Here is an 11760-nt window from a genome sequence, read left to right as displayed (position 1 = left end):
AAAGTACGTGATCTAAAGAAACCCTTCTCCGAGACTGGAAAAACCAGATTCATGAAACCGAATTTCGCTCAAAAACCAAAGGTCAAGATCTGCGGAATCCGAGATCTTGAAATCGCAAAAATTTGCAAAGAAGAAGGCGCCGATTTCGTAGGACTCAATTTTGCCCCTTCCAGTCCGAGAAAGATCGATATCACAACCGCACGGAAGATCATTCAATTCTATAAGTCTCAAACGGATTCTCCCCAGGTTGTTTTGCTCTTTTATAAAAATTCTCCCGAAGAGATTCGAACGATTCGTAGCGCCCTTTCTCATGATTATGTTCAATGGGTCTGGGACGATCCGGAACTTGCGTCCATCTATCGAATCGAACTTCTCGGAGAAAACCAGATCTGTTCGTATCGCGTCGACAAACAGATCTTAGACGAGGATTTGAATTCCGTCCCGGGAGAATTTCTGATCTTGGACAGCTATTCCAAGGGCGCGGGCGGCGGCACGGGGGAAAGTTTTAACTGGGACTTCGTCTCGAAAGTCACGAGAAAGTTTTTGCTCGCGGGCGGCTTGAATCCGGAGAACGTAGCTTCGGCGATTGCAAAAGTAAAACCCTTTGGAGTCGACGTTGCGAGCGGAGTCGAATCCTCTCCCGGTCAAAAAGATCCGCAAAAAATAATCGATTTTATCAGGAACGCAAAATCAGTCTTATGAGTTTAGAAACCACAGGAACCTCCGCTGAATACTGGAGCGATCTCGCAGACGCGCTCAACACTCCGATGATGAAACAGTTTCTCGCGATCAAGAAAGACTTTCCGGATACGATTCTCTTTTTTCGGATGGGTGACTTTTATGAAATGTTCTTAGAAGACGCAAAGGTTGCATCTTCCATCTTAGATATCGCTCTTACCAAAAGGCAAAACGCAGTCCCTATGTGCGGGATTCCCTATCATTCCAAAGACAATTATATTTCAAGACTCCTTAGCGCGGGAAAAAAAATCGCGATCTGCGAACAATCCAAATCGGACGATCCGGGTTCCAAGCTCATGACCCGCGACGTGGTTCGGATCATCACACCGGGAACGGTCATCGAAGAGAATCTTCTTTCCGGATATCAGAACAACTACCTCGCTGTTCTCCATCTCAAAAAAAGTCTGATTTATTTTGCGATGGCGGACTTTTCCACAGGAGAATTATTTTATTCTTCCGCTTCGATCACCGGTTTGGAACGACTGATCGCAGAACTCGAAAAGTTTCGTCCTTCTGAAATCTGCGTTCCGAAATCCGAAGTTTCCTTTTTCAAAGACCTCGAGTATTTTAAAAATCGTGAATTTACTCTGTTGCCGGATCAGGCAGAAATCAGCGATAAGGATCCGTTCCACATCCTTTCTTTGTATTTAAACGAATACATCCGAGAAACCTATCGAGACAACAAACTCATACTTCGAGAACCTCGAATTTTAAGTTCCGGAAAATTTTTAGAAATGGATCGGGAAACGATTCTCAACCTGGAACTCGTGGAGAATGAAAAGGAAAGAAATCACACTCTCTATTCTATATTCAATTTTTGCAATACTGCAAAGGGAAAAAGACTTCTCAAACAGAGAATTTTGTTTCCGGAATGTGATCCTCTGATTCTCTATTCTCGCTGGGAAAAACAAGACATCCTCTTAAAAACAGTTCTCGCCCCTTTTATTTCGGCGCTAAAGGATATCGGAGATCTCGAACGAATTCTCACACGCTTTCGAGGCAATCACGCGTATCCGAGGGACTTTCGCACCATCGCAAATTCCATCGCAACCGGAATCAAATTGAAAGAGGAATTGGAAACCCTTTCCTATCCTTTTTTGATTCCGACGGAAAAACTAAAATCTCTTTCCGAATTTATCGCCTCCAAACTGAATCCAAACGACGACCTACCCGTCATTTTAGGAAACGGCCCTTTTCTTCGTTCCGGATTCTCCGCAAAACTCGACAAGGCAAGAGAAGCCGGCGTAAAAGGAAAGGATTGGATCTTAGAATTGGAAACGGAGGAAAAAAAACGCACCGGCTTAAATACATTAAAGATTCGTTATAATAAAATCGTAGGATATTTTATAGAGATTTCAAGGGTTCAAGCGGAACAGGCTCCGAAGGACTATCTCAAAAAACAAACGTTAGTCGGAAGCGAACGTTTTACGACTCCAAAACTCGAAGAAATCGAAAGGACGATACTCGAAGCAGACGAGATCATCCAAGAGATCGAAAGAGCCGAATTCAATCTGATGGTGGAAGAAGTTCTCAAATATTCTTCCTTTCTCTTAGAACTTTCCGAAGAAATCGGTGATTTGGATTTTCAGATCTCCACTCTGACAGCGAAAGACAAGTTCGGTTGGATTCGTCCTCAACTTTCCGAGGATCGTTCTCTGGAACTCATAGATTCCAAACATCCGGTCGTGGAAGCGACTCTTCCTCCCGGTCAGGAATTTACTCCCAATTCTCTCTATTTGGATACGCAGGACAAGGCCATCGCGGTTCTCACGGGACCGAACATGGCGGGTAAATCGACTTTTATGAGGCAGATCGCACTCAATCAAATTCTCTTTCAGATGGGAGCGTTTGTTCCGGCGAAATCCGCGCGACTTTCGATCGTGGACAAACTTTTTACACGCATCGGCGCAGGTGATAATCTCACCGCTGGAGAATCCACATTTTATGTCGAGATGAAAGAAACCGCCAATATCTTAAATCACTGCACCGAAGATTCTCTGATTCTTTTTGACGAAGTTGGTCGAGGAACTTCGACTTATGACGGGATGAGCATCGCTTGGGCTATCTTAGAATATCTGTCTTCTCTTGCGATCAAACCAAAGACGATCTTTGCAACTCACTACCACGAACTCACCGAACTTTCTCGTCTGAGCGGGATCTTCAATCTTTATCTGGAAACTCTGGAAAAGGACGACAAGGTTCTATTCTTACGAAAGGTTCGTGCGGGAAAAGCCAAAAAGTCTTTCGGGATTTACGTGGCAAAGATCGCCGGAGTTCCGGAACCGATCGTAAAACGAGCGGCTGAACTTCTCATCGAACTCGAATCCAAAAAGAAGGAGATTCGGATTCAAGAGGCGCAACCTATGCTGTTTGTGGAAGCGGAAAAGAAAGAAACTCGTTCCGAGACGGAAGAATCGATTTTGAAACTGAGATTGGAAGAGATGACACCGATCGAAGCCTTAAAGGCACTCGAAGACTTTCAGAAAAAATTAAGAAAACAAAAATAACAAAACGTCCATAGGCGCAAAGTCCACCCAATTGGTGATCAACTTTTTTAAACCCTCTTTTGCGTGAAAACCGATTCCAATCCCGGCTTCGTTTAACATCAGAGCGTCGTTGGCACCGTCGCCCACCGCAACCACTTGCGAAGAATCAATTTTTTCCCGATTCCGAATTTCTTTTAAGAATTCAAACTTCTTCACCTTGTCCACGATTTCACCGGTGACAAAGCCTGTCAGAAGTCCATTCTCTCTTTCTAATACGTTAGCGCGAACTTCTCCGATTCTATATTCCTTTTGAAACATTTCCAGGATATCGGTAAAGCCGCCGGAAAAGACCGCCGTTCTAGTTTCTATTTCCCTTAGACCAAAGAGTAATTTCTCAACTCCGATATTCAAAGTCAACTTCGGATACAACTCTTCAAAGATCGTAGTGGGAAGTCCTTTGAGATGAAGACATCTTTTTTTGAGGGCATCGTGAAAGTCCAAATTCCCTTCCATCGCTTCCTTGGTAACGGACGCGACTTGATCGTAAACTCCCGCGAGCCTTGCGAGTTCATCGATCACTTCCTGTTGAATCAGAGTGGAATCCATATCGAAGGTGAACAAACTTTTCTTTTTAGGATCCAGAAGGCGTTCTACTTGTAAAAGATCGGAATTCTTCTTCGCAAATTTTTCCCGAAGTTCAATGAGTTCTTTTTGTTCCAGCTTCTTTGAAACTTTCCATTCGATACAACTCCAAAGTCCGCTCGTTCGGATGGGCGCACTGGAAAGTAAGAAGGTGTCTTCCGATTTTATAGAAACGAAGTTCCCCATTCCTAAGAGGAGTTCTTTACGAATTTCTTCCGGGTTTTGAGTGAGAATTAAGAGCAAGACGGTTTAACTACTGTAGATAGGGAGTCAGGATCGGTTTCAGCTTTTGAACCCAGATTTTATACGCGTTTTCATTCAGATGGATCTTGTCTTTTTCGAGCCAGAATTCTTGTCTCAGAGCCGGCCGGTCTTTTTCCCGGAGCCACTGCCAATTGTCCAAGAATACGACATTCTTATATCCTTGCGCGATGGAGATCCAAGTCAGATTGAGCGCAGGAGAAACATTGTTGATACTCTGGGTCCGAACCGGTGGAATTCCAAGAATGACCACTTTTAAGTTCGGATTCGCTTGGTAGATTCTTTCTAAGATCTTTCCAAAGTTTGTTTCGATGACGTTTAGGCATTTCCCCTGAATGAGATCGTTCCCGCCGATTTCCAAAACTATGGCTTTCGGATTTAGGGAAAGAACGTCCTCTTCGATTCTTTGCAAAAGAAGTTCGGTGATGTCGCCGCCAATTCCTCGATTCACCGCGCCGGGAAATTCCCTGGCCATCAAGTCGATCGGAAACAATTGAATCAAAGAATTTCCTACAAAGACTACGTTCGCGGTTTTGATTCTCTGGTTCTCTTCGCGATAGATTCCGCGCATCGTTTTCCAGAGTGAGTAGTATTGTTCGAATTTTTCCGAAGAGCGGTAACCGGCTCCAGACCAACATTCGAAGTCGGAGCTGGAGTAGTCTGTGTATGTTTTTTTAATCAGGACTGAGCAGGAAGTGAAAAGAAAGAGCAAGGAGAAAGCAAAGAAATACCTTACCAAAGATCTATCACTGTTCCTGAGGCTCTTTCATGTGGAAACGTTTATGCCAATCTGCAATTTGAGCTTGGAGGTAATCCTCAGAATCACAAATTCTAAACTCGATCGGATTGTTGGAAGCAGTATCAATGAGCTTGGCTTCGATGTAACCGTTCTTCAGCTTATTGATTTCTATTTTATATTTCATCCATTAACTCCAGTAATGTCAGATTTTTAGATGGATTCAGGCTTTCAAACCGATTCTAAAAAAAATGAACTTACTCTTTCTAAAATTTTAAAAAAGAATAACCCCGAGTTCCGACATTTCCAAATTGTTTTTCAATTTTTTTTCTTCAGTTTTTTTGAACAACAAGGCGCATAACGTCTTCTTGTTCGATAAAAAGAAATTTCCATTTCGCTTTGTCACAGATCCAAACCATCTCCGGTATTTCTCTGTTACACGGAAAGATCGTCAAAAACCGAACAGGTACTTAACAATCCATACTGTCTTCAGACTCAATTTAATAAAAAAAAGTTGCCGGGAAAGCTTAAAAAATGCCTAAAATACCTTTTTTTGGGCTTTTGAGACTCTTAAGATTTCTTAAATTTATACAATTCCGGGAAATTTTTTTCCGAATAGAGAGCTTCCATTTCGGAATCTTCGGGCAATACGCCGCCGTCCGCGAGTTCAGGGACAAAGCCCGCGTCTCGAATCATACCAATCGTCTCCACCATATCGGATCCTTTGACGTTCAGATATCCTGACGAGAACAAAGAATTGGCAGCAAAAAGAGCCGTCGCGGACAAACTTCTGAGATGCCCTTCTCTTCCCGCTGCAATCCGTATTTCAGAATCCGGATTTACCAAACGGAAAAGACAAAGAATTCTTACACAAAGTTCGGGAGTAAGAACGCTCGGATTTTTAATCGCGTGTCCTTTTACTGGAATAAAAAAGTTCACCGGAATCGAAATCACTCGAAACGATTTGAGTTCAAAGGCAACGTCGACCAGATCACGAAGGGTTTCTCCCATTCCTACGATCACGCCGCTACACATCCCAATCCCGGCTTTGGAAACCGAGTCGAGAGTTTCCGCTCTCTGCGCATACGTATGTGTATCGCAAATTTCAGGATAATGATTTTGTGAAGTATTGAGATTGTGATTGTAACGATCCAGACCGGCCGCTTTTAAAAGTTGAGCCTTGTCTCCGTCTAACAACCCGGCGGAAAGACAAACCTTCATCCCAAGTTCATCCGTGATTTTGCGAATTGTAGCCGCGAGCTTTTCGGTAGTCGGTCGATTCGGCCCCGTTCCCGAAGTTACCATACAAAAACGGTAGGCCCCGTTCTCTTTCGCCTTCACCGCATCCTCGTAGATTTCGGTTTCGGATTTCATCGGATATTCTTGCACTCCGGAATTTGCGTTCTTTCTTTGTGCGCAGTATCCGCAATCTTCCGGACAGTGGCCATTCTTGATATTATCTAAGATATGAATTCGGACTTTGTTTCCATAGTAACGGTTTCTTTCTTGAAACGCCTTATCCAAACAAGTTGTCAGAGGAAGACTTCCATCGAGAATTTCCAGAGCCTCTTCCTTTGTGATCGTGCTCGGAACTTCGGAGAATATTTTTTCAGCAGTATTGAGTGTTGCAGACATTCTTCAGACAGGATCAAGAGTGGGAGTTTTCTTGAAAAGTCTATTTCCCAGAATAAATTTCAACTAAGGTCTCACGGATTGCCTTAAAAATTTTATCCAAAGAAGAATCCGAAATCACATAGGGAGGTGTGATATAGATTACGTTTCCGAGCGGTCGAAGAACCACTCCCTTTTCTAAAAACTTTTTTTTGAGAATTCTGTTCCCTGGATAAGTATAACCGCTTTGTTGACCTACTTCCAATTCTAAAACTCCGACGGCCCCCATTACTCGAAGGTCGCGAATCAAAGTCGGGAATTCATTCTGAATTTTTTTCAATCCGTCTTTCAGTTTTTCTTCCAGCTGAGCCACTTGCTCCAGTCGATTTTCTTCGAACATAAGTTTTGCAGAAGCAAGGGCCGCCGCACAGGCCACCGGATTTCCAGTCATCGTATGTCCGTGATAAAACGCCTTCTCCGATTCCGGTCTTACAAAAGCGGAATGAATCCTTTCCGAAGTTAAAGTTACCGCAATGGGAGCGGCGCCGCCGCTGAGTCCCTTTGCCATAGCGATCAGATCGGGTTTGATCTTTGCCCTTTGATAAGCGAAGAAAGAACCGGTTCTCCCAAAGCCGGTAAAGACTTCGTCCACCAAAAGAAGCGCTCCGTATTCTTTGGAAAACCTTTCGAGACGTTGAAGAACTTCTTCCTTGTAAAAGATCATCCCGCCCGTTCCAAGGATCAAAGGTTCGATTACGATTCCCGCGACACGTTTCGGATTTTTTTGAAAGAATTCTTCGATAGCATCCACACATTCCGTTTTGCAAGAATCCGGTTTTTTTCCCAAAGGACAAAAGCTACAGTTCGGACTTGTAAATTCTTGAGTAGGAAAGAGTAAACCCGCGAAAACTCGGTTGAAGATAGAATCCCCACCCACGCTCATCGTTCCGATCGTATCTCCGTGATAGGAAGTATTCCATTTTATGAATATATTTCGATCGGGTTCCCCACAATTTTGAAAATACTGATACGCGAGTTTGATCATGATCTCGACAGCGGTCGATCCGTTATCGGAATAGACGACTCTGTGAAACAATCCTTCGGTAATTTTTAGAAGCTCGCTCGCAAGGGCTTCCGCGGGTTCGTGAGTAAAACCTGCGAGGAGAACGTGATCGAGACGGTCCAGTTGATCCTTCATCGCCTGGACTATCTTAGGATGATTGTGTCCGTGAACGCTGACCCACCACGAAGAGATCGCATCTATATAAGAATTTCCTGTTTCGTCGTAGAGAAATTCTTTTTCCGCTCGTACGATTTGAAGCGGGAGTTCCGGTTCATATTGAAGCGTATACGGATACCAAATCATTGAATTGCATCCATTAAAATAAAGTCGGGATCGAATCGAAGCTTACATTCCCTTTGAAACTGCTCCCGACTCATCTTTTCCTTAGAATTGAAAAAGAAACATCCTAACAATCTGGCGCCGGTCCATTCTAAAATCGTTTCGATATTGTCCTCGGTCGTTTTATCCGGAGTCCCTATAAAATAGATTCCTTTAAAATTGATCTTTCGATTTTGAATCGCTTCTACGGATAAAAGCGTATGATTGATCGATCCCAAAGAAACGGGGGCAGCCAAAATCAAAGGAATTTCGGATTGGCGGATCAATTCGATCGTAAGAGTTTTTCGAGTGAGAGGAACCAAAAGCCCGCCGGCTCCTTCCACGATGATATTCTCGTCTCGAATGCTAAAAAGATGTCTCGCCAATTCGTCAGTATCGATCTCGACCCCTTCGAGTTCGGATGCATAATGGGGAGAACCCGCAAACTGAAACGAATAATAATTTTTTAAAAACCTGCTTTCGTGTAAACCGGCAAGATTCATAACCGCGGCCCGATCGCTATCGTCTCCGGTTTGAATCGGTTTGAAATACTTGAGCCCCAGAGAAACTCCGTATTTTGCAAGGATCATAGAACTCAAGAAGCTCTTTCCCACATCCGTCCCAGTCGCCGAAATAAAAACTGACATCAGAAGGCCGGTAAAAGTGAAATCAATTTTTCTAATATAGAATCCGTCATATCGGCATGAATACAAATTCTCAGCCGAGGAACCGGAACTGTGGGAGGACGAATCGCCTTTACGTAGAGTCCGTTTTCTCTACAAAGTGCCGCCGCGTCTAACACCGATTTTTCGGAAGGAAAAAGAATCGGAATGATCTGGGACTCGGAATCGGTTTTTGGATAATTTTTGGTTTGGATCAACTCGCGAAGTCGAATCGATTTTTGAAAGACATTCTCTCTTTCCCGATCCATCGTTTTGAGTAGAGCGATCGACGTTGGAACCGCGTGTGCGATCGCAGGCATCGGAGCCGTGGAGAAGATAAAGGTCCGCATCTTGTTGATGAGAAATTCTCTTCCGATTTTAGAAGTTCCGATCCAAGCTCCTTCCAATCCAAGAGCCTTTCCGCTCGTGTAGGTAATAAAATCAACCTCTTGGATTCTTTGCTTTCCGAGAACCTGAGAAACTCTTCCGGCACCGAAATCTCCAAAAACCCCGATGGAATGTGCATCATCCAATACCAGAGTCGCTTCGTATTTATTCTTTAAAAAAACGAGATCTTCAATCGGAGCCAAATCCCCGTCCATACTAAAGACGGTCTCGGATACGATGATTTTTTCCTTCTTCCTGGATTTGCGTAGCAATTCTTCCAAGTGATCCAAGTTTAGATGTTTATAATATGTTTTCTCCGCTCCGGAAAGTCGAACTCCGTCTAAGATCGAAGCGTGATTGAGTCTATCCGTAAAGATTTCGGTCTTTGCGTTGGCGATACAAGAAAGAAGTCCGAGGTTTGCGGCAAATCCGTTTGCGACAAATAAGGAACTTTCAGTTCCAGTCCATTCAGAGCAAGCGGCTTCGGCCCGATCAAAACTTTCTCTGTGACCGCTGACCAATCGAGACGCGCCGGAACCGGCTCCATAGAGATCCAAACCTTCTTTGAGGCTTGCGATAAGCGTGGGATGTTTTGTAAGAGAAAGGTAATCGTTGGAAGAGAAATCGACCCCGAAAGGAACTTCCAGGGTGCGATATAAGAAATCCTCTTTTAAGGATTCCAGAACGGCGGAGGCCTTCTGAATGAAAGTGGATGGATTCAGATTCGGAAAGCCTCTCGACTAAATTTTAGAGCATTTCCTTGACTTCATTTCTTTCGGAAACTAGCTCGTCGTGGGTGATCTTGAATTTCTCTTTAGCAAAGTCGTTTAAAGGAAGACCTTGGATGATCTCCACTTTTTTTCCATCCGACTTCAAAGGAAATCCGAAGATCAGACCTTTTTCAGCTCCGTAGGATCCGTCGGAAACAATCGCAGCGGAGAATGCGTCTCCCGGTGCGGTAGGATTGATGATCCCACGTACGGTGTCTACGACTCCGTTAGCCGCGCTTGCAGCAGAGGAAGCTCCTCTCGCCTTGATGATCTCCGCACCTCTTTGTTGAACGTTCTTAATAAAATCACCTTTCAACCAGTCGTGATCGGAGATTACATCGGTTACCGGTTTTCCGGAAATCTTTGCGTTGTAAAAATCAGGATATTGAGTAGAAGAATGGTTTCCCCAGATTCCGAGGTGAGTAACTTCTTTTACGGGAACTCCCGCTTTTCCGGCTAATTGAGACTTTGCTCTGTTTTCATCTAGCTTAGTCATCGCAAACCAACGATCCCCCGGAACACCTTTCGCGTTGTTCATAGCGATCAAGCAGTTTGTATTACAAGGGTTACCGACTACGAGAACTCTTACGTCGTTCGCCGCGTTTTTTTCGATCGCCTTTCCTTGATTTACAAAAATTCCACCGTTAATTTTGAGGAGATCCCCTCTTTCCATTCCGGCTTTTCTAGGAACCGAACCAACGAGCAAGGCCCAGTTGATGTCTTTAAACGCGACGTCCAAATCCGAAGACACAGTCACCTTTTGGAGAAGAGGAAACGCACAGTCCTCTAATTCCATGATTACACCTTTTGCCGCAGGGACCGCAGCTTCCAATTCAAGCATTTGAATTTCTACCGCAGTATCAGCTCCGAACATTTGTCCGGAAGCGATTCTAAAAAGTAGAGAATATCCGATTTGTCCTGCAGCGCCTGTAACAGCGACTTTCACTGTCTTACTCATATTTGGCCGACTCCTAATTTTTAATTTTAATTTTTAAGTTCTTGATCGATCACTTTGGTAAACGCTTCCAAAGGTTGAGCGCCTTCCACCATAATTCCGTTGATAAAGAATGCAGGAGTTCCGCTGACTCCATACTTCTCACCTTCCGCCATATCGGCTTCCACTTCTTTTCTCACAGCGGTGTCGTTTACACACTGGCTAAACGCTTTCATATCCATCCCGGAAGATCGGGCGAGATCCAAAACGCGATCTTTCGGAAGATTTCCCGAATTTTCAAAGAGAACATTGAAGAATTCCCAATACTTTCCCTGCGGAGCCGAACAGTTTGCAGCGATGTGAGCAAACATTGCATTGGGGTGAAATGAAAGAGGATAGTCTCTAAAAACCCAACGAATCTGGTCCTTATACTTTGCTCTCAATTGAGCGTTTACATCCTGACTTCTCTTACAATAAGGACATTCGAAATCCGAGAATTCAATGATCGTAACCTTAGCTTTTTCCGAACCTAAGGAAGGATTGTTACCGGCAAGGATGGAATCATCTCTCATCGGAGGGAGTTCTTTTACTTTTACTGAAATCTTATATTGATTGCGAAGTTCGGCAAAGATAGAATTTCGCGCTTCCTCTTTTTTCTGAGAAAGCAAATGGTTTTGAATTTCGGCTTTTACAGCATCGAAAGGTTTTCCTTGCAACGCCGGAGAATTCTTATACTGATCATAGATCGCGCGCATTTCCGCGAGAGTTGGTTCCTGAACTGCAGGTTCCATCAAATCTTTTTCGGAAACGTTACGCTCCTTTGCGGCTAAAGCCACAACCTTTTTACTCGCGAACTCGGAGAGGACACGATACAAACGATCGTTGGTTTCGGAATGAAATTTGCGGGCCAGTCTCGCGTTTTCTTTTTCCACATCCTTGATCGTATAATTCTTTCCGTTGATTTCGGCTACGCCGTCCGGAGAAAAATAAGAAACGATGAGTGGAGAAGTGACTGCGATATAGAGTAAGAAGAGTGCGGTAATCATTAAAAGCGGTCTTGATTCCTTAGCCTTTAGTTTGGCAATTATGTCTTGCATGGAAATATTTCCCCCGATGGCCCCGTAGAACCGATACTTGGTTTCCCTACTAGCC

Annotated in this window: 11 protein-coding genes; 2 read left to right on the top strand and 9 right to left on the bottom strand. The window is 44.0% G+C overall.

Translation table 11 applies throughout. The features are described from left to right. The first annotated feature begins 51 nt into the window (after positions 1-51). Positions 52-702, top strand: coding sequence for a phosphoribosylanthranilate isomerase (locus A0128_RS09245; RefSeq protein ID WP_069607241.1), 651 nt, complete (start codon positions 52-54; stop codon positions 700-702). After that, positions 699-3245, top strand: coding sequence for a DNA mismatch repair protein MutS (mutS, locus tag A0128_RS09240; protein ID WP_069607240.1), 2547 nt, complete (start codon positions 699-701; stop codon positions 3243-3245). Before A0128_RS09245 ends, mutS begins: the two co-directional genes overlap by 4 nt. Here mutS and serB read toward each other — a convergent pair. From serB to A0128_RS09200, 9 genes are all read right to left on the bottom strand, one after another. Next, positions 3228-4109: a phosphoserine phosphatase SerB gene (gene serB, locus A0128_RS09235; protein WP_069607239.1), complete on the bottom strand. Its 882-nt coding sequence runs from the start codon at positions 4107-4109 to the stop codon at positions 3228-3230. The two genes, mutS and serB, sit on opposite strands and share 18 nt — an antisense overlap. 10 nt (positions 4110-4119) lie before the next feature. Next, entirely contained in the window at positions 4120-4866 is a 747-nt protein-coding gene (locus A0128_RS09230; RefSeq protein ID WP_069607238.1) for a GDSL-type esterase/lipase family protein, read from the bottom strand. A gap of 7 nt (positions 4867-4873) precedes the next feature. Then, a complete protein-coding gene (locus tag A0128_RS22260; RefSeq protein ID WP_000875511.1) occupies positions 4874-5050 on the bottom strand; it encodes a hypothetical protein in 177 nt (58 codons plus the stop codon). Positions 5051-5433: 383 nt separating this feature from the next. Continuing rightward, a complete protein-coding gene (gene bioB / locus A0128_RS09225; protein ID WP_069607237.1) occupies positions 5434-6498 on the bottom strand; it encodes a biotin synthase BioB in 1065 nt (354 codons plus the stop codon). Between the two features lie 40 nt (positions 6499-6538). Then, positions 6539-7840 carry an adenosylmethionine--8-amino-7-oxononanoate transaminase gene (bioA, locus tag A0128_RS09220; protein ID WP_069607236.1) on the bottom strand — a complete coding sequence of 434 codons (1302 nt, stop codon included), beginning with the start codon at positions 7838-7840 and terminating at the stop codon, positions 6539-6541. Continuing rightward, positions 7837-8502 carry a dethiobiotin synthase gene (gene bioD, locus A0128_RS09215; protein WP_069607235.1) on the bottom strand — a complete coding sequence of 222 codons (666 nt, stop codon included), beginning with the start codon at positions 8500-8502 and terminating at the stop codon, positions 7837-7839. Before bioD ends, bioA begins: the two co-directional genes overlap by 4 nt. After that, the gene (locus A0128_RS09210) at positions 8502-9626 is read right to left on the bottom strand and encodes an aminotransferase class I/II-fold pyridoxal phosphate-dependent enzyme (RefSeq protein ID WP_245667246.1); all 1125 of its coding nucleotides are present in this window, start codon (positions 9624-9626) and stop codon (positions 8502-8504) included. Before A0128_RS09210 ends, bioD begins: the two co-directional genes overlap by 1 nt. A 25-nt stretch (positions 9627-9651) precedes the next feature. Further along, complete coding sequence (locus A0128_RS09205) at positions 9652-10632, bottom strand: malate dehydrogenase (RefSeq protein WP_069607233.1); 981 nt, start codon at positions 10630-10632, stop codon at positions 9652-9654. Between the two features lie 26 nt (positions 10633-10658). Further along, positions 10659-11705, bottom strand: a complete 1047-nt coding sequence (locus A0128_RS09200; protein WP_069607232.1) for a DsbA family protein — start codon at positions 11703-11705, stop codon at positions 10659-10661. Positions 11706-11760: the final 55 nt, after the last annotated feature.

Origin of the sequence: Leptospira tipperaryensis (assembly GCF_001729245.1) — a bacterium.
Taxonomy (GTDB): domain Bacteria; phylum Spirochaetota; class Leptospiria; order Leptospirales; family Leptospiraceae; genus Leptospira; species Leptospira tipperaryensis.
Note: the sequence above shows the minus strand (reverse complement) of the source record. Positions and strands in the feature narration are given on the sequence as shown.

Coding starts and splice junctions, on each gene's coding strand:
- bioB (WP_069607237.1), bottom strand. CDS start 6,498: ATGTCTGCAACACTCAATACTGCTGAAAAAATATTCTCCGAAGTTCCG.
- A0128_RS09200 (WP_069607232.1), bottom strand. CDS start 11,705: ATGCAAGACATAATTGCCAAACTAAAGGCTAAGGAATCAAGACCGCTT.
- A0128_RS22260 (WP_000875511.1), bottom strand. CDS start 5,050: ATGAAATATAAAATAGAAATCAATAAGCTGAAGAACGGTTACATCGAA.
- bioD (WP_069607235.1), bottom strand. CDS start 8,502: ATGTCAGTTTTTATTTCGGCGACTGGGACGGATGTGGGAAAGAGCTTC.
- A0128_RS09205 (WP_069607233.1), bottom strand. CDS start 10,632: ATGAGTAAGACAGTGAAAGTCGCTGTTACAGGCGCTGCAGGACAAATC.
- mutS (WP_069607240.1), top strand. CDS start 699: ATGAGTTTAGAAACCACAGGAACCTCCGCTGAATACTGGAGCGATCTC.
- A0128_RS09245 (WP_069607241.1), top strand. CDS start 52: ATGAAACCGAATTTCGCTCAAAAACCAAAGGTCAAGATCTGCGGAATC.
- bioA (WP_069607236.1), bottom strand. CDS start 7,840: ATGATTTGGTATCCGTATACGCTTCAATATGAACCGGAACTCCCGCTT.